Source organism: Seonamhaeicola sp. ABD4_340 (assembly GCF_056312135.1).
In genome coordinates this window covers 724576-748993 of sequence record NZ_CM149981.1, presented here as the reverse complement: position 1 = coordinate 748993, position 24418 = coordinate 724576, and the positions used below count along the sequence as shown (strand labels likewise).

The following is a 24418-nucleotide window of genomic DNA, read 5'->3' as shown; positions in this document are numbered from 1 at the left end:
TTAATGGTAGTCAGGTCACAATACATTTTAACTGTAGTTATACTCTTATTTTTAAGCGCATGTTCAACTTACAGTCCGCAATACGCAACACCAAATAAAAACCAACCTAAAACACCATCACAAAGCATAGATAAAACGTTTTATTTAATTGGAGATGCAGGTATATCTCCTCAAAACGGAATGTCTAAAGCCTTAACTGCTTTTAATAAACATATTGAAGGTAAGAAAACTAAAGGCGATTATACCTTGTTTTTAGGCGATAATATTTACCCTGCAGGTTTACCCAAAAAAGATGATAAATATAGAGCAACTGCCGAAAATGCACTAAACGCTCAAGCAAAATCTGTAAATAATTTTAAAGGTGAAACTATTTTTATACCAGGAAATCATGATTGGTATGCAAACGGATTAAAAGGCCTAAAACGCCAAGAAAAATACATTGAAGATGCTTTAGGTAAAAATACATTTCAACCAGAAAATGGTTGCCCACTAGAAAGTATTGATGTTAGTGAAACCATTCAATTAATAATAATTGACACACAATGGTATTTAGAGAATTGGAACTCGCACCCAACCATAAATGATAAATGTGAAATTAAAACCAGAGATCGTTTTTTTGAAGAAATAGAAGGCGAGCTAAAAAAAGCCCAAAATAAAACAACGGTTTTTGCCATGCATCATCCTATGTACACCAATGGAACGCATGGTGGAAAATATCCGCTGTCAAAGCATATATTTCCATTTCAACAAAAAATACCATTACCAGTTTTAGGGTCATTTATAACACAGTTGCGTACTCAAGGAGGCGTATCTATTCAAGATAGATATAATGAGCGCTACCACGAACTAATGAGTCGTTTAGAAACTTTAACCTTAGGTGCTGAAAATGTTGTGTTTGTATCGGGGCACGAACATACACTGCAATACATTGAAAAAGGTAGTATAAAACAAATAGTATCAGGTTCAGGGGCAAAAGAATTGCCAGTAGCTTTAGGTAAAGATGGGTTGTTTTCATATGGCAAACAAGGTTTTGTAGAGCTTAATATTTTTAAAAATGGTAGTAGTTGGGTGAAATATTACGGCGCCGAAAACGGAGTGCCTTCATTACTTTTTGAAAAAGAAATATTTCCGGCAAAACAAGAATTTGATGTTTCAAAACTACCAGATGCATTTCCACAAGAGGTTGAGGTTTCAATTTATAAAAAAGAAGAAACCGATGTTTCAGGATTTTTTGAGTCTGTTTGGGGTGCACATTATCGAGATGTTTACAGTACCAAAATAAAAGCAAAAGTTGTAACTTTAGATACCCTTTATGGTGGCTTAGAAGTTGTTAGAAAAGGTGGCGGGCACCAAACACGGTCGTTACGCTTAAAAACTAAAGATGGTAGAGAATTAAATATGCGTGCGCTTAGAAAAAGTGCAACACAATATTTACAAACTGTACTCTTTAAAGATAATTATATACAGGAAGAATTTGAAAAAACAGCCATTGAAGAGCTTATTTTTGATTTTTACACAGCAGCGCATCCGTATGCTTTTACAGTGGTGCCAGATTTGTCAAATGCAGCTAAAATATTTCATACAAACCCCAAATTGTATTTTGTGCCAAAGCATAAACATTTAGGTAAATACAACGCAGAATACGGTGGTGAGTTGTATATGATTGAAGAAAGACCAGAAGATAATTACGAAGACGAACGCAACTTTGGTTATGCCGATGATATTGAAAGTACGCACGATATTATTGAAAAAGTTAGAAAAGACGAAAAATATAAAATTGCCGAAAACGAGTTTGTAAGAGCACGCTTGTTTGATATGCTAATTGGCGATTGGGATAGGCACCAAGACCAATGGCGTTGGGCACAATTTAATCAGCCTAACGGTGATAAATTTTACCACCCAATACCCAGAGATAGAGACCAAGTGTTTTCAAATTTTGATGGCGCATTGTTAGATGTCATGAAATTTATTTCGGGCTCAACAAAACAACTTCAGGTTTATGATGAAGACATAAAAGGTATTAAATGGATGAATAGCGCTGGCATAAAGCTAGATCGTGTACTCATTCAGCAAGCCAATAAAGAGGTTTGGCTAAAACAGGCCGAGTTTCTTCAAAAACATATAACAGATTCTGTTATAAATGTTGCATTTACCAAAGTGCCAAAAGAAGCACAAGATAAAACCCTAGCAGATATAAAAACAAAACTAAAAGGTAGGCGTAACAATTTAAAAAACATTGCAAGCCGCTATTATAATTATTTAAATGAGTTGGTTATTTTAACAGGAACAGATAAAGATGATTATATTGAAGTTACTAGAAAAGCTAATAAAGAAACACGTGTAGTTATTTCTAGAATTATTGATGGTAAAAAAGGTGAAGTTATTGTTGATAGAACGTTTAACAAAGATATTACAAAAGAAATTTGGATTTACGGTTTAGATGATAAAGATGTTTTTGAAACTTCAGGAAAAGCAAATAATCCCATTTTTATACGTTTAATTGGCGGACAAGAAAACGATACTTACATTATTAAAAATGGAAGACGAATAAAGGTGTATGACCACGAAAGCAAACCAAATACCATTAAAGAAAATAAAGGCGCAACCGTAAGATTAACCGATGTTTATAATCTTAATTTATTCAATTTCAATAAAAACATTGTAAATACAAGTGTTATAACACCAGCTATTGGCTTTAATCCAGATGATGGTTTTTTACTAGGGCTTCAATATGTAAAAACTAAAAAAGGTTTTCAGCGTAACCCATTTTCACAACAACATAAATTTAGAGGTGGTTACTACTTTGCAACCAGCGGTTTTTCTTTAAACTATGATGGGGAAATTGCTAATATTATGAACGATTGGAATTTACACGTTGGTGCTAAATTTACCAGTGAAAACTTTACAAATAACTTTTTTGGCTACGGTAATGAAACTGTAAATAATGATGACGATTTAGATCTTGATTATAACCGTGTAAAAACAGGCATTTATGGTGTTAAGGTTGGTATTTTGAAAAAAGGAAACTTTGGAAGCGATTACGGTTTTAGAGCTATTTTAGAAGGTATTGAAATTGAAAACTCTCCAAACCGTTTTATTACAGATTTTATGCCCGCTACAAATGAAGATTTTTACAAAACCAGATTTTTTGGAGGTTTAGAAGCACAGTTTAACTACGAAAGTTTTGATGATAAAATAAACCCTAAAAAAGGCATGTCTTTCATGTTGCAAGTTGGCGGGAAAACAGAATTTAAAGAAACAAAAAATACTTATGGCTATTTAAATACAAACTTAGGTTTTTACAATGCATTAACAACAAACAAGAAGCTAGTTTTAAAAACCGATGCCCGCACACAAATACGTGTTGGAGACGATTTAATTTTTTACCAAGCGGCAAATATTGGCGGTAATAATGGTTTAAGAGGTTTTAGAACCGAACGTTTTACTGGAAAAAATGCTTTTGTTGGTAGTGCAGATTTGCGTTACAGTTTCAACTCATTTAAAACAAGCTTTATGCCAATGCAAATTGGTGTTTTTGGTGGTTTTGATGTTGGTAGAGTATGGCTAAAAGGTGATTTTTCAGATAAATGGCATAATGATTATGGTGGCGGTTTTTGGGTAACCGCAGCCGAAAGTTTATCGGGTACATTTAACTTTTTTAACAGTACCGAAGGTATACGGTTTTCGTTTGGCTTTGGTTTAAATTTCTAGTTTAAACTAAACGTGTAAATATTGCCACCGGTGCTTTTGTTTTGCTCGTCTGTAATAACCACTGTGTCATTATCGGAAAAACAAATACCTTCTTTTTGCGAATTATGTTTAAAGCTGTGAGCAGAAATATCGCCATTAAAAAAGTTATCACTTTTAAAGTTTGTTAATTTCCAAAGTTTATCATGGTTTAATAACACAACAGTTTTTTTATCTGGGCTTATAGCTGCCGATGTTACTTTGGTATCTTTACCATCAAGTTTAAACGCTGTAACAAGTTTGGCCGTGTGTTTACCAACACTATTGGGTACTTTTAGTAACACATTTTTCTTGTTGTCTTTACTAAAAATATAAAAGGTGTTGTTTAGTAAAAAGAAGGCTTCAAAATCTTCAGATTTTACACCCTTGGGCATTTTAAATTCAATAATATCGGCGTTTGTTTCATCTGCTTTGTTGGTAATATTGCTTATTTTGTATATGGTAAAAGTTTTTCGTTTTTTATTGTTATTACCAAAATCGCCAATGTAAATATTGCCTAAGGCATCCGATGTTAAATCTTCCCAATCATCATTTTTAGCATTATCAACATCAATATCTTTAATAATGTTTCCTTTTAAATCTAAACCGTAAATATTGTTTTTATTTCCGGCATCTTCAATGGTCCAAAGTAAATCTGAACCTTCAACAACTTCAATAGCCGAAGCCTCTTTTAGTTCAGAATCTATGCTAGCTACAAGGTTTAAATTTCCTGTTTTGCAGGCGCTTAAAAGTAATGCTGAAAATATAATAGTTTTGTGAAATATGTTCATAATATGGTGTTTTCTTCCGCAGAAAATATAAGTATTTTACAATGCTTAAAAAAAATATAACACTTAAATTAGTGCTAAAATTTAAGAGGCAAAATAAACTATAAATTATGAATGACATTATTGTAATTGGTGGTGGTGCAGCTGGTTTTTTTGCCGCTATTAACATTGCAGAACAACACCCGCAAGCCAAAGTTACTATTTTAGAAAAAGCCAAAGAAGGCTTACAAAAAGTGAAAATTTCTGGTGGCGGGCGCTGTAATGTTACCCATGCCGAATTTGCACCCAAAGAATTAGTAAATAACTACCCGCGTGGTAAAAAAGAATTACTTGGGCCATTTCATCAGTTTATGACGGGCGATACTATTGAATGGTTTGAGAACCGAGGTGTTAGCCTTAAAATTGAAGAAGATGGCCGCATGTTTCCAGAGTCTAATTCTTCACAAACTATAATAGATTGTTTTTTAAATGAAGCTAAAAAATTAGGCGTTAATATTAATTACAATTGTGGTGTAAAATCTATAAAAAAAGAAGCTGCTGTTTGGCAAATTGAAACCAGTAAAGGTGTGTTTACAGCACAAAAACTTGTTGTTGCAACCGGTAGTAGTTTAAAAATGTGGCAAATTTTACAAACCTTAAATCATACTGTTGTAAACCCTGTGCCGTCATTGTTTACATTTAATGTTAAAGATGCGCGTATTAAAAATATACCGGGTGTGGTGGCGCAAAACGTTACAGTAAAAGTGGTTAATTCTAATTTAGAATCTCACGGGCCATTGTTGGTAACACACGTTGGTTTTAGTGCGCCGGCTATTTTAAAACTTTCGGCTTTTGGTGCTGTTGAACTTGCTAAAATGCTTTATAAATTTCAAATTGAAATAAATTTTATTCAGCAAGATTTTTATACATGTTTAGATAATTTAAAAGATTTAAAACAAGCATTAGCTAAAAAAACGGTGGTAAAATTTGCTCAGTTTGATGTGCCAAAGCGTTTATGGCAACAATTGGTTTTGGCCGCAAATATTAATGATGGTATTACTTGGGCCGATTTAAATAAAAATAAATTAGAAGCTTTAGCAGAACAACTTACTAAAGCTGTTTTTAATGTTGATGGCAAAAGTACTTTTAAAGAAGAGTTTGTTACCGCAGGCGGTGTAGATTTAAAAGAAGTAAACTTTAAAACTTTTGAAAGTAAGCAGCATAAAAACCTATATTTTGCAGGTGAAGTTTTAAATATTGATGCGGTTACGGGTGGTTTCAACTTTCAAAATGCTTGGACAAGTGCTTATATTGTAGCAAAAAACATAGTAAGTTAAATGAAAACATACATTGCACTTTTAAGAGGTATAAATGTTAGCGGAAAAAACAAGATTCCTATGGCAGAATTAAGGGCTGTGTTGAAGAATTTAGGGTTTCAAAATGTTCAAATATATATTCAAACAGGCAATGTGGTTTTTCAAACGTTACAAGAAGATTGTAAAAATTTAGAAGTTAACATTCAAAAAGCTATTCACACGTATTTTGGGTTTCATGTGCCGGTTTTAGTTTTGCAACCAAGTACTTTGAATATAATATTTAGCAAGTGTCCGTTTCCGCAAAGCGAAAAAGAAAACAGTTATTTTATGCTCCTTTTTACAAAACCTAATGAGGCATTAATAGATAGCGCTGCTCAATATAATTACCCAAATGAAACATTCAAAATAACACAAAATTGTGTGTATTTTTACAGTGCTACCGGTTACGGAAAAGCAAAATGCAATAATAATTTTTTTGAACAAAAATTAAAAGTAACAGCAACGGCAAGAAATTACAAAACAATGTTAAAGTTGTTATCTTTGTCTGCTCAATAAAAAATATGACAGCACAACAATTTATACCAAAACCTTATCCAAAAACAGTTGAAAACGGTAGTGTAACTTGGGAGTCTCCTAGTAATATTGCCTTGGTTAAATATTGGGGCAAAAAGGAAAATCAAATTCCTGCAAACCCATCTATAAGTTTTACGTTAAGTGGCTGTAAAACAAAAACTACTTTGCGTTATTCTAAAAAAGAAACTACAGATAATTTTTCGTTTAAAGTATTTTTAAATGGAGAACAAAAAGACAGTTTTAAACCAAAAATTGAAACTTTTTTTAAGCGTATTGAAGTTTACATGCCGTTTTTAAAAAAATTTCATTTTGAAATAGAAACCCAAAATACATTTCCGCACAGTTCGGGTATAGCATCATCGGCTTCTGGTATGAGTGCTTTAGCATTATGTTTAATGAGTGTTGAAATGGCGTTAATGGGTGTGGTTGAAAGCGAAAATGAAGAATTTAAAAACTACTTTAACCAAAAAGCCTCTTTTTTAGCGCGTTTAGGCTCTGGTAGTGCGTGCCGAAGTATTGAAGGGAACTTGGTGGCTTGGGGAGAACACAGTGAAATTACTGGAAGTTCTGATGTATTTGGTGTAAAATATCCGTTTGAAGTACATGCCAATTTTAAAGATTACCAAGATACTATTCTATTGGTTGATAAAGGCGAAAAACAAGTAAGCAGTACAGTTGGCCATGGTTTAATGCATAACCACCCGTTTGCAGAACAACGTTTCAACCAAGCGCATAAAAATCTTTCGGCTTTAATTACAGTTTTTAAAACAGGCGATTTAGATGCTTTTATAAAAATTGTTGAAAGTGAAGCTTTAACACTGCATGCCATGATGATGACTAGCTTGCCTTATTTTATTTTAATGAAACCAAATACGTTAGAAATTATTAATAAAATTTGGGCATATAGAGAAAAAACTGATTCTAAGTTATGTTTTACGCTAGATGCCGGTGCCAATGTTCATCTTTTGTATCCGGTTAACGAAAAACAAAACGTATTAGAATTCATTAAGAATGAATTAGTTGCATATTGCCAAAACGGACATTATATTTGCGACCAAATTGGACTTGGCGCCAATAAAATAGATTAAAAACTTGCTTTTTGTTTAAAAACATTGTAATTTTATTAAACAAAAATTAAGGTAACGCCCCTTAATCTTACTAGAAATTATGAAAGGACCATTATTTTATTCTAAAATTTTACTCTTTGGTGAGTACGGAATTATAAAAGATTCCAAAGGGTTATCAATACCATATAGCTTTTATAATGGTGCTTTAAAAACTGATGAAAACCCATCGGAAACTGCTATAAAATCTAATCAAAGTTTAAAAAAGTTTACAGACTATTTGGCTACAATTGACGCCAATTTGGTATCTTTTGATATTGATACTTTAAAAAGTCATGTAAATGCGGGTATGTATTTTGATTCTTCAATTCCGCAAGGTTATGGCGTTGGTAGCAGTGGTGCTTTAGTGGCTGCTATTTATGATAAATATGCCAATGAAAAAATTACCGTTCTAGAAAACTTAACTAGAGAAAAGCTTTTAAAGTTGAAAACCATTTTTTCGGCAATGGAATCTTTTTTCCACGGAAAATCATCAGGTTTAGACCCTTTAAATAGTTATTTAAGTATTCCTATTTTAATAAATTCTAAAGATAATATTGAAGCCACAGGAATTCCTTCGCAAAAAGTAGATGGAAAAGGTGCTGTGTTTTTATTAGATAGTGGTATTATTGGTGAAACTGCACCAATGATTAGCATTTTTATGGAAAACATGAAGCAAGAAGGTTTTCGTAAAATGATTAAAAATCAGTTTATAAAACATACTGATGCTTGTGTAGACGACTTTTTAAAAGGTGATATAAAATCATTATTCAGCAACACAAAACAACTATCAAAAGTAGTATTAAGTCATTTTAAACCTATGATTCCTGCTCAGTTTCATGAGCTTTGGAAAAAAGGTTTAGAAACCAATGATTACTATTTAAAACTTTGTGGCTCTGGCGGTGGCGGTTATATTTTAGGGTTTACCGAAGATATTCACAAAGCAAAACAAGCACTTTCAGACTATAAATTAGAAGTAGTTTACAACTTTTAATACCTTTGTTATCCTAAAAATTATTTCAGGATTTCATTACGTTTCTTTATGCTTTCAAGAAAACAGAAATATATTTTGTTAAAGTTTTTTAGCATGTTTTCTGTGGTTAGAGGTTACAACATTTTAGTGGTTGTAGTAGCTCAATACTTAACTTCAATTTACATTTTAGCACCAAATGCACCTTTAAAAACAGTTGTTTTTGATGTTAATTTACTTATGCTTGTGTTAGCATCAGCTGCAGCAATTGCAGGTGGTTACATAATTAATAATTTTTACGATTCTGAAAAAGATTTAATTAACAGGCCAATAAAGTCTAAACTAGATAGGTTAATAAGCCAAAACACTAAGTTGTCTTTTTATTTCGTGCTCAATTTTTTGGCAGTAATATTTGCAAGTTATGTTGCGTTTAATGCGGTTTTGTTTTTTTCGGTATATATTTTTGGTATTTGGTTTTATTCTCATAAACTAAAAAAACTGCCAATGGTTGGTAATGTAACATCGGCGGTATTAACCATTTTGCCTTTTTTTGCCATTTTTATGTATTACAAAAATTTTGATACGGTTATTTTTGTACATGCTACCTATTTGTTTTTAATAATTTCAATGCGTGAACTCACAAAAGATTTAGAAAATATTACTGGAGATTTGGCCCAAAACTACAAAACAATACCAATAGCTTACGGTGAAAAGGCATCAAAGGCCATGTTAACAATATTATCGGTTTTAACGCTATTACCAACATACTTGCTGCTTTTTAAGTATCATGTTGGGCATATGTATTTATTTTTTTATTTAAGTGCCTTTTTATTGTTTTTGTTTTTAATAGTTCTTTGGAAATCACAAACTAAAACACATTATTTAATACTTCACAATATTTTAAAATTTATATTATTGCTTGGTGTTTTTAGCATTTTACTAATTGATGTAAGCGTTATTTTGAATAGAATTTAGCCAAGGTTTTTACATAAAAAACAACTTATTTTTTCTTTGTGATTAGATATAAATCAGTAAACAAAAAATTAAAAATCACAATTTAAAGCATATCTTTGTCAAAAAATTTAACGAATGAACAGGCAACGCGGAGGAAAACCACAAGGCGGAAAAGCATTTAATAAAAATGCACAAAATAGAGCGCCAAAACCCAAACCCAAAACCAGTAACACCAATAGCAGTACAGATATAAGGTTGAATAAATACATTGCTAATGCCGGTATTTGCTCGCGTAGAGAAGCCGATGTTCATATAGCTACAGGTTTAGTTACGGTTAATGGCAAAGTTGTAACCGAAATGGGTTATAAAGTAAAACCTACTGATGAGGTAAGGTATGATGGCTCTAGAATTAGCCCAGAGCAAAAAGCGTATGTACTTTTAAATAAACCAAAAGGTTTTGCAACAACTACAAGCGAAGGCAAAGGCAGAACGGTTATGGATTTGGTTGCTAACGCCACATCCTCACGTATAAAACCTATTGGGCGTTTAGGCCGAAACTCAAAAGGATTGCTGCTTTTTACAAACGATAAAGACATTGAAGATAAGTTTAAAAACTCCAAAAAGGGAGTGGCGCGATTATTTCATATAGAACTAGATAAAAATCTGAAGTTAGAAGATTTAAAGAAAATTCAAAATGGCTTTAAAATTCAAGATAAACTAATAACTGTTGAAGAAATAAGTTATGTTGATGGCACTTCAAAAAAAGAAGTTGGTTTAAAAATAAAAAATACAGGAAACACAATAATTCGTACAATTTTTGAGCACTTTAATTATGATATTTTAAGTATAGATTGTGTTGCTATTGCGCATTTAACAAAAAAAGACATTCCGCGGGGGCATTGGAAACACCTCTCTAAAGAAGAACTTACCATGTTAAAAATGTTATAAAACTCAAACCACACTAATTTACGGTGTGGTTTTTTTAAAGTTAACAATTACATAATGCCGTTGTTTCATTTTTTATCTTTCATTTGTAGTGGCATTAAAACAAAAAAATCAAATTATTTTTTTAAAGGTTTAAAAAATAATTTTTAATTTAACACTATTATTTAAGTAACCATTTTACCAAGTAACCACAAAAATAAAATGATACGTAAAATTGTAGATTACCAAAAACTGAATCAAGATATATTAAATCTTCTTGTTGAAAAATTTCCAGATGGATATGATGATGATGACATCATATCTTTTAGAAATGCAAAAAATGAAGTTATAGAAGCTGTTGAAGTTAAAACAGAAGACACCATTTATTTAGTGAAAGTTGGTAAGCGTTTAGTGCAAGCAATGCAAGATTTTGGTGATGACGATAACGATGATGATTCAAGTGAAGACACACCAGCCCTTGCTCCTGAAGACGACTTTAATAACGATGACGATTAACATATTACGATTCTTTTTTACAACGCATGAAAACCGCAGTTTTTAAATCTTATCAAAACGGATATTTTACGTTTTGGTTTGATAATGGAGATGAATTAGCTTTTGAAGAAGTGCATCCCAAAGCTTTATACAAATACAATTTAAAAGAAGATAAAGCGCTAATAGACCAAACTTTTAAATTAACTTATTCTGAAATATTTGATGATTTAGATAGTTCTGTTATTTACAGGATAGACTCGCTTACGTTAGTTGCTTAGGTTTATTAAACATTTCCCAAAAAAATACGCTATAAACAATGAGGTATTCAATGCCAATAATAATAAGGTTTTCTTGTTTGTTGGCATTGCCTATTTGCATGTAAGCTAAATAGCTTAAAATAATCATGTAGCTCCAAACTAAAGGGAATTTATAGTTTGTAAAAACTGATAAACCTAATATTGTAACTACATACCACGGGTGCACTGTTGTTGATATAAAGTAATAAAAACTTAAAACCATAAGCATAGCAATAATAAGTTGTTGCATACCAATACGTTTTTTTAAAAAAGTATTTATTAGCACAAATAAAATTACCAAAACAGGTATGGCTTTGCCAATAATAGCTATTTCATTATATCCTCTAAAAGTATAACCAATAGCACGGGCTATATAGTAAATACTAGCATTAAATTCAAAATTTTTAAACCATAAGCCTACTGTTTGTGTGTAGTTTGAAACAAATTGCATTGAAAAAAATGGTGCAAATAATAAAATAGTTGTAATGCCAACAAAGACATAAAATATACTGAGTTTTTTTAAAGATTTCCAAAATGAAAATGTTAGGTTTTGTGTTTTATTTTTATGAAACCTAGCCGAAACAAACCATTGAAAAAACAAAGGTAAAAATAGTAATGGTATTAATTTAGTTGAAATAGATAGCGCTAAAACAACAGCGCTACCTAGCCATTTTCCTTTGTGTAATAAGTATAAACTCCAAATTAAAAAGAAAACCATAACACCTTCAAAGTGTAAATTTCCAGTTAATTCAATAATAATAAAAGGATTTAATATAAACCAAAATATATTATGAATGGGAATATTTAGAAGTTTTAATAATTTTTTTCCGAAGTAAAAAGAGCCAATATCTGCAGCAATAATAATGAGTCTTAATCCGATTACAGAACTTAAAATGCTACTGCCAGGAAATAGATTTGCCATAACAAAACATAATTGATTTACTGGCGGGTAATTTGTAAAATGACTAGCATTTAAATTACCCATACCGTAAAAAAGTTCTAAAGCATTTTTAAAAGGATAATTATTGGAGTCAATAAAACTTGATACAGTGTGCAAGTAAGGGTTGTATCCTTCTAAAATCATATTACCATCCCAAATAAAACGGTAAAAATCTTGTGATAGGTTTGGTATTGCCACTAAAAACACCGCTCTAAATACAAAAGCAAACGTTGTTAATAGTTTAGTATTGGTTTTATAGGTGCTAACAAGCCAATAAAAAATAGCAAAAAGGCAGGTGTATAATCCCGTAAGTTTTATGTATTCTGTTCGTTCTAGATTATAAGCAAAATTAAAATACAGAAATAAACATAACACACACAACAGCATGGGTGTTTTAAAAATTTTTAAAATAGATAGGTGTATTTGCATAGGTTAAATATAATACTATTTGTTTGTAGTGTGTAGTTTACAAAACTTACCTAAATATTTATTAATAGAGATTGAATATTATAAAATAAAGCTATTAAAAAAGAGCACGTAAAGTGCTCTTTTTGTTTCGGACGTCTGTAGTTTTAATTGTTTTTTGGCGACTAACTCAAATAATTAAATGATAGTTGACTGTCCTAAATGTATATTAGTAAAGTTTAGATTGGTCTCGTCTGGGTTATGAATAAAATCTTCAATAAAATCTCCTACTTTAGTGGTGCTAATATTATCGTATTTGGTGTTTAAATCTGGTGTTGTAATGTGAAGTTTTAAAGCTTTATCAACTCCTTCTCTAACCAAAGTGGCTTCGTCATATAATCCGAAATAATCTAACAACATTGCTGCCGATAAAATGGATGCAATTGGGTTAGCAATACCTTTATTAGTAGCTTTTGAGTAAGCACCGTGTATGGGTTCAAACATTACATGCTTATCGCCTATTGATGCCGAAGCTAATAAACCAATAGAACCAACAATTACACTTGCTTCTTCAGATAAAATATCACCAAACATGTTTTCTGTTAAAATAACATCAAACTGTCTGGGGTTAATAATGAGCGCCATGGCTACATTATCAATATAGCGGCACTCTAAAGTTACATCAGGGTATTCTGTGGCAATATCTTTAACTACTTTACGCCAAAGTCTTGAGCTTGCAAGTACGTTAGCTTTATCAACTAATGTTAATTTTTTTTGGCGTCCTTGTGCAGCTTTAAATGCTTGGTGGGCTATACGTTCAATTTCCTTACGGGTATATTTACATACATCAGAAGCTTCGGTATCATTATATTTTTTTTTGCCAAAATATATGCCGCTAGTAAGCTCTCTATAAATTAAAATATTTGTACCTCGTATTTGTTTTACTTTTAATGATGATTTGTTTAGTAAATCTTCATAAGCAATTACGGGTCTAATATTGGTGTGTAAATCAAAGGTTTTACGTAAGCCTAAAAGCCCTTGTTCTGGGCGCACATCAATAGCAGGATCATCATACTTAGGGTTGCCAATAGCGCCAAATAAAATAGCATCTGCTTTATCACAAATGCTAATAGTTTCTTCGGGTAGTGGTAAACCGGTTTTTTCAATGGCACTGGCACCAACTAAAGCTGTTTTAAAAGTAAACACGTGGTTAAACTCCATAGCAATAGCTTTTAAAACCTTAACGGCTTGTGCTGTAACTTCGGGTCCTATACCATCGCCTGGTAAAACAGCTATATTTAGTTTCATACCTTTTGTTTTTATGCTGAAATGATATCTTTATAAACAGAGCTAGACTCTACTATTTGATGTATATCATTATCATCTATTTCTTTTTTCTTGTCAGCAAACTCTAAAAATTTAGTGTAAACTTCGTCTAATTGAAGCTTTGTAAGCTCATAACCTACATTTTTAGCTCTGTAAGCTAATGCTGCTCTACCGCTTCTTGCTGTAAGCACAATAGCAGATTCTGTTACACCAACAGCTTTAGGGTCTATAATTTCATAAGTTTCACGATTTTTAATCACACCGTCTTGGTGTATACCAGAACTGTGAGCAAAAGCATTGGCACCAACAATAGCTTTATTTGGCTGTGTGTAAATACCCATACTATCTGAAACTAATTGACTTAGCCCATAAAGCATTTCAGACTTTATATTGGTGTCTAAATTTAAGTAAGGGTGTTGTCTTAAAATCATAACAACTTCCTCTAAAGCAGTGTTTCCGGCGCGTTCACCAATACCGTTTATTGTACACTCAATTTGTCTGGCGCCGTTAATTACACCTTCTATTGAATTAGCGGTTGCTAAACCTAAATCATTGTGGCAGTGACAAGATAAGATAGCTTTATCAATACCTTTTACATTTTCTTTTAAATATTTAATTTTTGCACCGTATTCATGTGGTAAACAGTAGCCTGTAGTGTCAGGAATGTTTAAAACCGTAGCGCCAGCTTTAATAACGGCTTCACAAACACGAGCTAAATATTCATTATCAGTTCTACCAGCATCTTCAGCATAAAACTCAACATCTTCAACAAACGATTTTGCGTAACTTACAGCCTTTACTGCACGTTCAATAATAGCTTCTTGAGTAGATTTAAATTTGAATTTTATATGAGATTCAGAAGTACCAATACCAGTATGTATTCTTGGTTTTTTAGCATGTTTTAATGCCTCTGCAGCAACTTTTATATCGTTTTCAACTGAGCGTGTAAGTCCGCAAACAGTTGCGTTTTTAACTATTTTTGAAATGGCTTCAACAGATTTGAAGTCGCCAGGACTAGAAACAGGGAAACCAGCTTCAATAATATCTACACCTAAAAGATCAAGCTGTTCAGCAATAACTAATTTTTGTTCAGTATTTAGTTTACAACCAGGAACTTGCTCGCCATCTCTTAGCGTTGTGTCAAAAATTTGTACCTTATTATCAGACATTTATTAAAATATATTTTCTTATTCATTTACGAATGTATATTTTGGTTTCGTAAAACACAGATCTTTAATTGCTTTTTTTACGATGTTTAACCAATATGCTTTAGTGTTAAATATCTGTTTTACAATATTTTAACTATGTTTTTAAGCCTATGACAAGAGAGCAAAAAGATAATTTGTTTGTTTTGGTAAAATCATTGTCTAAGTCAGAAAAAAGACAATTTAAACTTTATGTTGGCAGATTAGGGGTGAATGAAGACTCTAAATTCTTGCTGTTATTTAATATTTTAGATAAGCTAGCAAAATATGACGAAGCAGCTATACTAAAAAAAGGTATTGTAAAAAAACAGCAACTATCAAACCTAAAAGCGCACCTTTACAAACAAATACTTATAAGTTTAAGGTTAAACCCATCGCACCAAGATGCGCGCATACAAATACGCGAACAACTTGATTTTGCTACTATTTTATATCACAAAGGACTTTACAAACAGAGTTTGAAAATATTAGAAAAAGCCAAAAACATGGCTATAGCTAACGAAGAAAAAAATATAGCTTATGAAATTGTTGAACTTGAAAAAATAATAGAATCACAATATATAACACGCAGTTTAAGTAACAGAGCCGATGAGCTAACCATACAAGCCAAAGCTTTAAGCCAGCAAAACGTTGTGGCAAGTAAACTGTCAAACTTATCACTACAATTGTACGGGCTATTTTTAAAAACAGGTTATGTAAAAAATGATGCCGAAACTAAACGTATTACAGAGTATTTTAACGCTAGAATGCCTGAATATGATATTAATGAGCTTGGTTTTAGAGAAAAGTTATGGCTTTACAAAGCCCATTTATGGTATAGTTTTTTAACGCAAGATTTTTTAGCATGTTACAAATATGCATCAAAATGGGTTAGTTTATTTTACGATAATAAAGATATGATTACGCTAAACCCCGTATTCTTTTTACGCGGTAATCATTATTTATTAGAAGCACTTTTTTACTTGCGCCAGCACGAAAAATTTAAAGAATACTTAAATAAATTAGAAAGTATTACCCAAGAAAAATGGTTTCCTTCAGATGATAATATTGAAGGCTTAACTTTTCTGTATTTATACGCAAACCGTTTTAATTTACATTTTATACAGGGGAGCTTTAATGAGGGATTACCCTTAATTGATGAGGTTTTAGAGCAATTAAAAAAGTACCAAAATAGAATTGATGAACACCATATTATGGTATTTTACTATAAAATAGCTAGCATGTATTTTGGTGCCGGAAACAACAAAGGTTGTATTCTATATTTAGAAAAAATAATAGAGAATAAATCACTGCAAATGCGTGAAGATTTGTTGTGTTTTTCTCGTATTTTAAATTTGGTAGCACATTATGAAGCCGGTTTAGATTATAATTTAGATGCCTTAATAAAAAGTACATATAAATTTTTAATTAAAATGGAAGATTTATACGAAGTACAAAAAGAGTTTATTAAGTTTTTACGAAGATTGGGTGATATTTACCCGCACGAGGTTAAAAATGAATTCATAAAGCTGCATAAAAAACTAAAAGAGTTTGAAGAAGACCCTTACCAAAGTAGAGCTTTCCTTTATTTAGACATTATTTCATGGTTAGAATCTAAAATTGAAAATAAACCTATAAGGCAAATAATTAGAGATAAGTTTGAAATGAATTTAAACTGATTTTTAAAATTTCTTGTTAAAAATTTGGAAATTACACTTTACTATTTGAATATTTGCACCACAAAAGTTCAACAAACATATTGAAATGTTATCAAGAAAGGTGGAGGGATTAGACCCTTTGAAACCTTAGCAACCCTTTAAACTTATTAAAGAAGGTGCTAAATTCTACTTAAACAACCAATTCATTTATTGGCGTTTGGATAGATAACGTAACAAATTACTTCCTGTAATTTTAAATTTCTTTTTAACATTTTTCTATATCAAACATGCTATGTAAGCATTATTTTGACTTTTGAATTAAGTTATTAACTCAAAGAAAAAACTAGAAAAATGAGCAATCAAAAATTAGCAACAAACGCATTACACGCAGGTCATGATGTAAAAGCAAACGGAGGTACAAGGGCAGTGCCTATTTATCAAACTACATCATATGTTTTTAATGACTCAGACCACGCAGCAAACCTATTTTCATTACAAGAATTAGGCTTTATTTACACCCGTTTAAACAACCCAACAAATCAAATTTTACAAGAACGTTTAGCAGCTGTAGAAGGTGGTGTTGGTGCAGTAGTGTTTGCATCGGGTACAGCAGCTATTTCAACAGGTTTATTAACACTTTTAAAAGCGGGCGATCATATTGTAGCATCAAGTAGTTTATATGGTGGTACCTATAATTTATTAAATGTAACGTTACCACGTTTAGGTATTACAACCACATTTGTTGATGCCTCTAACCCAGATAATTTTAAAGAAGCAGTGCAAGATAATACCAGAGCCTTTTTTGTAGAGTCTTTGGGTAACCCAAAATTAGATGTTTTAGATTTAGAAGCTATTTCAGTACACTCAAAGGCTGCTGGAGTGCCTTTTATTGTAGATAATACAGTAGCTACACCAGCACTATTAAATCCAATTAAACATGGGGCTAACATAGTAATTCACTCATTAACAAAGTATATTGGTGGACAAGGAACATCGCTTGGTGGTGCTATTATTGATGCTGGAACTTTTGATTGGGCAAACGGTAAATTTCCTGAATTTACAGAGCCTTCGGCAGGTTACCACGGTTTAAAATACCATGAAACACTTGGTGCGGCTTCATATACTTTTAAACTTATTTTAGAAGGGTTACGTGATTTTGGTGGCGCTATTAGTCCTACCAATGCGTTTAATATTTTACAAGGTTTAGAAACTCTGCCAGTTAGAATTAAGCAACATAGTGAAAATGCTTTAGAATTGGCTAAATGGTTAGAAGCACAAGACGAGGTTGCATGGGTAAATTACCCTGGTTTAGAAAGTAGTAAATACAACGCTTTGGCTAAAAAATACTTACCAAAAGGACAAAGTGGTATTGTAACTTTTGGGCATAAAGGCGGTTTTGATGCAGCTAAAACTATTGCAGATGAAACTCAAATTTTTTCATTATTAGCCAATATTGGTGATACAAAATCATTAATTATTCACCCATCAAGCACCACGCACCAACAGTTAGATGAAGCACAACAAGCAAGTGCAGGCGTGTCTCCAGATTTAATTAGATTATCTGTGGGTATTGAAGATATTGAAGATTTAAAAGCAGATTTAAAACAGGCATTTGCTAAAATTTAAATACTTTGCAAACACAAGCGTTAGGGATAGAAACGGCATCCTTTTTTGTGTTTGCAAGTATACTATTGTTACAAGGAGGTAAGACGAAGTAATCTGTTGCAATTTAAAGATTACTTCGCCGTATTAAGAATGACGTGATGAGCTATAAAAACAAAAAAGATATAGTGTATAGCCCGACCTGATAAGGTAACGCCCAAAATTTATAATACTTTGAAAAACGAATTACAGCATATAACAATTACTAATTACACTACCGAAAGTGGTGCTACTAACCCCAAAATTAAACTTAGTTACCAAGTGTTTGGTAAAGCTTTAGGTACAGCACCAATAGTGTTGGTAAACCACGCTTTAACGGGCAATAGTAACGTGGCGGGTGAAGATGGTTGGTGGAAAGATTTAATTGGTGAAAATAAGGTAATTGATACCAATACATATTCAATTTTAGCTTTTAATATTCCGGGTAACGGGTTTGATGGTTTTATAATTGAAAACTATAAAGATTTTGTGGCACGCGATGTTGCTAAACTTTTTTTACAAGGTTTACAGGTGTTAAACACAGGAAAAGTTTTTGCAACCATTGGAGGTTCTTTAGGTGGCGGAATTGCTTGGGAAATGGCTGTTTTGAAACCTGATTTTACAGCAAATTTAGTAGTTGTGGCAACCGATTGGAAATCTACCGATTGGTTAATTGCCAATTGCCAAATACAAGAACAGTTTTTACTAAATTCTAAAAACCCAGTGCATGATGCGCGTATGCATGCTATGTTGTGTTACCGCACGCCAGAATCTTTTAAAGAGCGTTTTAAACGTACCAAAAATGAAGATTTAGAGATTTTTAATGTAGAGAGTTGGTTGTTGCACCATGGTAAAAAATTGCAAGAGCGTTTTCAATTATCGGCTTATAAATTAATGAATCAATTGTTAAAAACTATTGATGTTACCAAAGGTAGAGAAGAAGATTTTAATGTGTTAGATAACATTAAGGCAAACATACATATTGTTGGCGTAGATTCTGATTTGTTTTTTACTGCCGAAGAGAATCGTGAAACTCACAAACAGTTAGCTTTAACACACCCCAATGTTACCTACAACGAAATTCATTCTGTACACGGGCACGATGCTTTTTTAATGGAATATGAGCAGTTAGAGCATATTATTGAAAGTATTTTTGTGCCAAACTCTAAAAGTAAACGCATAAAAGTGTTGAAATTTGGAGGCAAATCTTTAGCCAACGGCAAAGGGTTAGAAACTGTATTGTCCATTATTGAAGCTAAAGTAAACGCTGGTGAACAAATAAGTGTGGTGGTATCGGCAAGAGGTTCAGCTACTGATGATTTAGAGGCTATTTTAAACAAAGCCATTAAGGGTAAACCATATAAAGAAGCTTTAGAAGCTTTTAAAAAATACCAACAATTGCCAGCTAAAAGCGTAGATTTTTCAGAAGAGTTTTTACTGTTAGATAAATTGTTTGAAGGTGTTAGTTTATTAGGAGATTACAGTAAAAAAACAAAAGATAATATTTTGGCGCAAGGCGAATTATTATCGGTTAAACTTATTGCTAATTTATTAAATGCCCGTGGTATAAAAGCCATAGCTACCGATGCGCGAAACTTAATAAAAACCGATGCTGCTTTTGGTAATGCACAACCGCTATCAAAACTTTCAAAAGAAAATACTAGAAATTATTTTAAGCAAAATACAGGTGTTGTTAATATTGTAACGGGTTTTATTGCTTCAAATTTAAATAATGAAACTACTACTTTAGGTAGAAACGGCAGTAATTATACAGCAGCTTTATTAGCAAATTTTTTAGATGCCGAAGAACTTCAAAATTACACACATGTAAACGGTATTTATACAGCCGATCCCAATTTGGTGCCCGATGCTAAACAAATTAGAGAACTTTCTTTTAGCGAAGCAAATGAGTTGGCAAACTTTGGCGCTTCGGTGTTGCACGCCAAAACCATTATTCCGTTAGTTGAAAAAAATATTAATTTAAGAATATTAAATACGTTTAATGCTAATGATGAAGGCACTTTAATTACGGCTAAACCTAGCGCAAAAGAAGTCACATCATTATCTGTGTTAGATAATGTGGCGCTTTTAAATTTAGAAGGTCGTGGTTTATTGGGTAAAATTGGTGTTGATGCTAGAATTTTTGGGGCTTTAGGTAGTTCGGGTATTAGTGTAAGTATTGTGTCTCAAGGCTCTTCGGAAAGAGGTATTGGCTTAATTATAGATGCTAATCAGGCAGCACAAGCGGTAACCGCTCTAGAGCGTGAGTTTGCAACCGATTTTCAGTCGCAAGATGTAAACAACATTGCTGTAAATAATGATGTGGCTGTTATATCTATTGTAGGTATTGAGTTAGCATCGTTTCATAAACCATTTAATGCATTAATAAAAAACCAAATTACGCCATTGTTATTTAATAATACAGTAACAGGTAAAAACGTAAGTTTAGTTGTTAAAAAAGCGCAATTACACAAAGCATTAAATGTTATACATGGCGAAGTTTTTGGAGTTTCTAAAAAAATAAACATTGCTGTTTTTGGCCATGGTGGCGTTGGTGGTGCATTAATTAATCAAATATTAAAGTCTAAAAATGATATTGAAAAACGTAAAGGCATTAATTTAAATGTTTTTGCTATTGCCAATTCAAAAAAGCTATTGCTAAATAAACAAGGCGTAAATGCCAATTGGGAGCAAGCTATAATTGAGAGTGATGCAGCAAGTAGTGTTAATGATGTTATAGCGTTTGCTAAAAATAATCATTTAGAAAATTTAATAGCTGTAGATAATACTGCTAGCGGCACATTTCATGATAATTATAAACCTTTAGTTGAGGCGGGTTTTGATTTAGTGTCGTCAAACAAAATTGCCAATACCATTTCCCATGCATTTTATAAAGATTTGCGTGTGCATTTAAAAGAAAACAAAAAGCAATACCTTTATGAAACAACTGTTGGTGCAGGTTTGCCGTTAATTGATACTATTAAATTATTACATGAGTCTGGTGAAAATATAACCAGAATACGCGGTGTGTTTTCAGGAACTTTAAGTTATTTATTCAATAATTTTTCGGTTGAAAATAAGCCGTTTAGTGAAATTATACAGCAAACAATTGATAAAGGTTTTACAGAACCCGATCCGCGTGAAGATTTCTCTGGAAATGATGTGGCTAGAAAATTATTGATTTTAGCCAGAGAGTTAGATTTGCAAAATGAGTTTGAAGATGTTGCTGTGCAGAATTTAATTCCAGAAGCTTATCAAAACATATCGGTTGCAGAATTTTTAAGTCAGTTAAATGTTTTAGATGCGCAATACCAACAAATAAAAGATAACCAAAAACCTAGGCATGTGTTGCGTTATGTGGGCGATTTATCGGGTGATTTATCTCAAGATAAAGGAAATTTAGAAGTGAAATTAGTATCTATACCCGAAGATAGTACGTTGGGCCACGTAAAAGGTAGCGATGCTATTTTTGAAATTTTTACCGAAAGTTATGGTGAACAACCTATAGTAATTCAAGGAGCAGGAGCAGGTGCAGAAGTTACTGCACGTGGTGTTTTTGGTGATATTTTAAGGTTGAGTAAGTATATAAATTAGTGAAAAAAGCAATTTAAAAAGTTGTAAATATGCCAAACGCTGAGGTTTAAAATATACTTAGCACTTGGCGCATTAGGGATTGAAGCGGCATCCTTTTTTGTTTTTCTCAAAAAAGATATAGCGTAAAGCCCGACCTGAAAGGGAATGCCAAAAAATAATAATTAAAGTTTTAAGGTTGTAATGACATTATAAAGCAGATTGATAAAATGAGCAAAGAAAAAAAACAGTTTGAAACAGAAGCAATACGAACGCAGAGTGAAACCACGCAGTTTTCAGAACATTCGGTGCCATTATACTTAACCTCTGGTTTTGTGTTTGATGATGCTGAAGAAATGCGTGCATCATTTGCTGAAGAAAAACAACGTGATTTGTATAGCCGTTACAGTAACCCAAATACTAATGAGTTTATTGAAAAAGTATGCAAAATGGAAGGTGCTGAGGCTGGTTTTGCTTTTGCAAGTGGTATGGCTGCTGTGTTTTCAACGTTTGCGGCATTGTTAAGCGCAGGAGATCATGTGGTGTCTTGCAGCTCGGTTTTTGGTGCTACGCACGGGTTATTTACTAAATACTTACCAAAATGGCATATAGATTTTTCGTATTTCAATATTAATGAACCCGAAACTATTGAAGGTTTAATTAAACCAAATACAAAGTTTATTTATGCCGAAACACCAACAAACCCTGGTGTTGATGTGTTAGATTTAGAGTTTTTAAGTGCGCTTTGTAAAAAGCACAATTTGTTATTAATTATTGATAATTGCTTTGCAACGCCTTATTTGCAAAACCCTATAAAACATGGTGCAGATTTGGTAGTGCATTCTGCCACTAAATTAATGGATGGTCAGGGTAGAGTTTTAGGAGGTGTAACTGTTGGAAAAAAAGAGCTTATTAGAGAAATATATCTGTTTTCGCGTTTAACAGGGCCTTCTATGAGTCCGTTTAATGCTTGGGTGTTATCAAAATCTTTAGAAACCTTGGCGGTTCGTGTAGAAAAACATTGCGAAAATGCCTTAAAATTGGCAACGTTTTTAGAGGCACACCCTAAAGTAAAGTGGGTTAAGTATCCGTTTTTAAAATCGCATCCAAAATATGATATTGCCAAAAAACAAATGCGTTTAGGTGGTAATATTGTAGCTTTTGAAGTTGAAGGCGGTATTGAAGGTGGGCGCAACTTTTTTGATAATATTAAAATGTGTTCACTCTCTGCAAATTTAGGAGATACGCGTACCATTGTAACACATCCGGCAAGCACTACACATGCTAAGGTAGAACCCGAGGTTAAAGCAGCTGTTGGTATTACTGATGGTATGGTGCGTTGCTCATTAGGTTTAGAACATATTGATGATATTATAGCAGATTTTGAACAGGCTTTGAAATAATTGAAAAAATGTCAGCCTGAAATTTTTTCAGCTATTTAAATGTAATATTGAACAGTAATTTTAAATAATTACTGTTTTTTTTGTTTAAAAAAACTGACAATTTTTCATTTTTCATTTTACATTTTGTTAAAAAAAACAGGTGTAATTAGTTTTGGTATTTTTTTTGTTGAAATTAGTTCATACTGTTAATTTCACCCACAATGAGTTATTAGTTTTTTGTTTAATTATTATAATTTTTTATTATGGAAATAAATGATTTTAATAAGTATGTGAAAAGCTTAAAATCGCAGCGAATAAATAACTTTAAGCTTACGCAATTAAAAATGGATTTTGAAAATGATAATTTGCTCAAAATTCAATTAAAGGCCCCTTTGTTAAATTCTGGTAATTACAAAGTTGATATTTCTAATGGAATTTTAACATTAAAAGTAATGATTGCAAAAATTGAAAGTAATTTTGGTGTTATTAAAAAGAAGCCAGTTTTTATAGAAAGCTTTTTGGTTTTGCCCAATTCAGAGTTTTGTAAGCTTTTGAATACAAAATTCCATAATAATCAATTAACTATAACAATAGCCAAAAATAATGACATGCCTTTTGTTTCAAGCACAAACGTAGCAGGCGTGGCATAATCTGAAAATAATATATGTTTAATTTTATTTGTTTAACTAAATTTTTTAATTATGAGCAACTTAGTAACAACTCAAAAAAATGGAAGTTTAGCGAAAGCAGATGGGTTTGCTGATTTTCCGGCTTGGTCAAATTGGATTGATAGAATGTTTTCATCTGATTTACCTTCAATTATGATGTCAAACTTTAATACGGGTATAACCCTGCCTAAAGTTAATATTAAAGAAACGGCTGATGCTTTTTATGTTGATATGGCAGTGCCAGGAATGAAAAAAGAAGATTTTTCTATTGATTTAGATAATCAAGTATTGTCTATAGCCTCTCAAACTAATAAGGCTGAGGTTGAAGAGAACTATATTCGTCAAGAATTTGGTTATGCTTCTTTTAAAAGAACATTTTCATTACCAGAATACATTGAAGAGTCCAAAATAAAAGCAACTTATAATGATGGTATTTTGAGTGTAGACTTGCCTAAAAAAGAAGAAGCCAAACAAAAACCGCCGCGTACAATAACAATATCTTAGTTTAAAAATGATAATG

General features: G+C 32.2%; 19 protein-coding genes and 1 riboswitch. Of the genes, 15 read left to right on the top strand and 4 right to left on the bottom strand.

Going from position 1 to position 24418, the window contains the following annotated elements; translation table 11 throughout:
• Positions 1–3: 3 nt before the first annotated feature.
• Positions 4–3711: a metallophosphoesterase gene (locus ACYX4H_RS03335; protein ID WP_476237787.1), complete on the top strand. Its 3708-nt coding sequence runs from the start codon at positions 4–6 to the stop codon at positions 3709–3711.
• Here ACYX4H_RS03335 and ACYX4H_RS03330 read toward each other — a convergent pair.
• A complete protein-coding gene (locus ACYX4H_RS03330; protein ID WP_476237785.1) occupies positions 3708–4517 on the bottom strand; it encodes a hypothetical protein in 810 nt (269 codons plus the stop codon). The two genes, ACYX4H_RS03335 and ACYX4H_RS03330, sit on opposite strands and share 4 nt — an antisense overlap.
• A gap of 107 nt (positions 4518–4624) precedes the next feature.
• On the opposite strand from ACYX4H_RS03330, the gene ACYX4H_RS03325 reads away from it, so the two are divergent.
• The 8 genes from ACYX4H_RS03325 to ACYX4H_RS03290 all read left to right on the top strand — a co-directional run bounded on the left by ACYX4H_RS03325 (position 4625) and on the right by ACYX4H_RS03290 (position 11106).
• Positions 4625–5830, top strand: a complete 1206-nt coding sequence (locus ACYX4H_RS03325; protein WP_476237784.1) for a BaiN/RdsA family NAD(P)/FAD-dependent oxidoreductase — start codon at positions 4625–4627, stop codon at positions 5828–5830.
• Positions 5831–6364 carry a DUF1697 domain-containing protein gene (locus tag ACYX4H_RS03320; RefSeq protein WP_476237782.1) on the top strand — a complete coding sequence of 178 codons (534 nt, stop codon included), beginning with the start codon at positions 5831–5833 and terminating at the stop codon, positions 6362–6364.
• A 5-nt stretch (positions 6365–6369) separates the two neighbouring features.
• On the top strand, positions 6370–7470 hold the full coding sequence (locus ACYX4H_RS03315) for a diphosphomevalonate decarboxylase (RefSeq protein WP_476237781.1): 1101 nt from the start codon (positions 6370–6372) through the stop codon (positions 7468–7470).
• Between the two features lie 79 nt (positions 7471–7549).
• Positions 7550–8479: a mevalonate kinase family protein gene (locus ACYX4H_RS03310; RefSeq protein WP_476237779.1), complete on the top strand. Its 930-nt coding sequence runs from the start codon at positions 7550–7552 to the stop codon at positions 8477–8479.
• 48 nt (positions 8480–8527) lie between these two features.
• Positions 8528–9430 carry a geranylgeranylglycerol-phosphate geranylgeranyltransferase gene (locus ACYX4H_RS03305; RefSeq protein WP_476237778.1) on the top strand — a complete coding sequence of 301 codons (903 nt, stop codon included), beginning with the start codon at positions 8528–8530 and terminating at the stop codon, positions 9428–9430.
• Between the two features lie 114 nt (positions 9431–9544).
• Positions 9545–10357, top strand: coding sequence for a pseudouridine synthase (locus tag ACYX4H_RS03300; protein WP_476237776.1), 813 nt, complete (start codon positions 9545–9547; stop codon positions 10355–10357).
• Positions 10358–10555: 198 nt separating this feature from the next.
• Positions 10556–10849, top strand: a complete 294-nt coding sequence (locus tag ACYX4H_RS03295; RefSeq protein WP_475295752.1) for a hypothetical protein — start codon at positions 10556–10558, stop codon at positions 10847–10849.
• A 26-nt stretch (positions 10850–10875) separates the two neighbouring features.
• Entirely contained in the window at positions 10876–11106 is a 231-nt protein-coding gene (locus ACYX4H_RS03290; protein WP_475295751.1) for a hypothetical protein, read from the top strand.
• On the opposite strand, the gene ACYX4H_RS03285 is transcribed toward ACYX4H_RS03290, so the two are convergent.
• The 3 genes from ACYX4H_RS03285 to ACYX4H_RS03275 form a co-directional block, all read right to left on the bottom strand.
• Positions 11090–12493, bottom strand: a complete 1404-nt coding sequence (locus tag ACYX4H_RS03285) for an MptA/MptB family glycosyltransferase (protein WP_476237774.1) — start codon at positions 12491–12493, stop codon at positions 11090–11092. The two genes, ACYX4H_RS03290 and ACYX4H_RS03285, sit on opposite strands and share 17 nt — an antisense overlap.
• A gap of 174 nt (positions 12494–12667) precedes the next feature.
• Positions 12668–13777, bottom strand: a complete 1110-nt coding sequence (leuB, locus tag ACYX4H_RS03280) for a 3-isopropylmalate dehydrogenase (protein WP_476237773.1) — start codon at positions 13775–13777, stop codon at positions 12668–12670.
• Between the two features lie 11 nt (positions 13778–13788).
• Positions 13789–14964, bottom strand: coding sequence for a 2-isopropylmalate synthase (locus ACYX4H_RS03275; protein ID WP_475295748.1), 1176 nt, complete (start codon positions 14962–14964; stop codon positions 13789–13791).
• Between the two features lie 149 nt (positions 14965–15113).
• On the opposite strand from ACYX4H_RS03275, the gene ACYX4H_RS03270 reads away from it, so the two are divergent.
• The 6 genes from ACYX4H_RS03270 to ACYX4H_RS03245 all read left to right on the top strand — a co-directional run bounded on the left by ACYX4H_RS03270 (position 15114) and on the right by ACYX4H_RS03245 (position 24402).
• Positions 15114–16658 carry a hypothetical protein gene (locus ACYX4H_RS03270; protein ID WP_476237772.1) on the top strand — a complete coding sequence of 515 codons (1545 nt, stop codon included), beginning with the start codon at positions 15114–15116 and terminating at the stop codon, positions 16656–16658.
• Between the two features lie 85 nt (positions 16659–16743).
• Positions 16744–16869: riboswitch (SAM riboswitch) on the top strand.
• A 119-nt stretch (positions 16870–16988) separates the two neighbouring features.
• Positions 16989–18263 (top strand): O-acetylhomoserine aminocarboxypropyltransferase/cysteine synthase family protein, encoded by a 1275-nt coding sequence (locus ACYX4H_RS03265; protein WP_476237770.1) that lies wholly within the window; start codon positions 16989–16991, stop codon positions 18261–18263.
• 210 nt (positions 18264–18473) lie between these two features.
• Entirely contained in the window at positions 18474–21872 is a 3399-nt protein-coding gene (gene thrA, locus ACYX4H_RS03260) for a bifunctional aspartate kinase/homoserine dehydrogenase I (protein ID WP_476237769.1), read from the top strand.
• Positions 21873–22078: 206 nt separating this feature from the next.
• On the top strand, positions 22079–23251 hold the full coding sequence (locus tag ACYX4H_RS03255; RefSeq protein WP_476237768.1) for a trans-sulfuration enzyme family protein: 1173 nt from the start codon (positions 22079–22081) through the stop codon (positions 23249–23251).
• Between the two features lie 242 nt (positions 23252–23493).
• Entirely contained in the window at positions 23494–23880 is a 387-nt protein-coding gene (locus ACYX4H_RS03250) for a hypothetical protein (RefSeq protein WP_476237767.1), read from the top strand.
• Positions 23881–23931: 51 nt separating this feature from the next.
• Positions 23932–24402 (top strand): Hsp20/alpha crystallin family protein, encoded by a 471-nt coding sequence (locus ACYX4H_RS03245; RefSeq protein WP_476237766.1) that lies wholly within the window; start codon positions 23932–23934, stop codon positions 24400–24402.
• Positions 24403–24418: the final 16 nt, after the last annotated feature.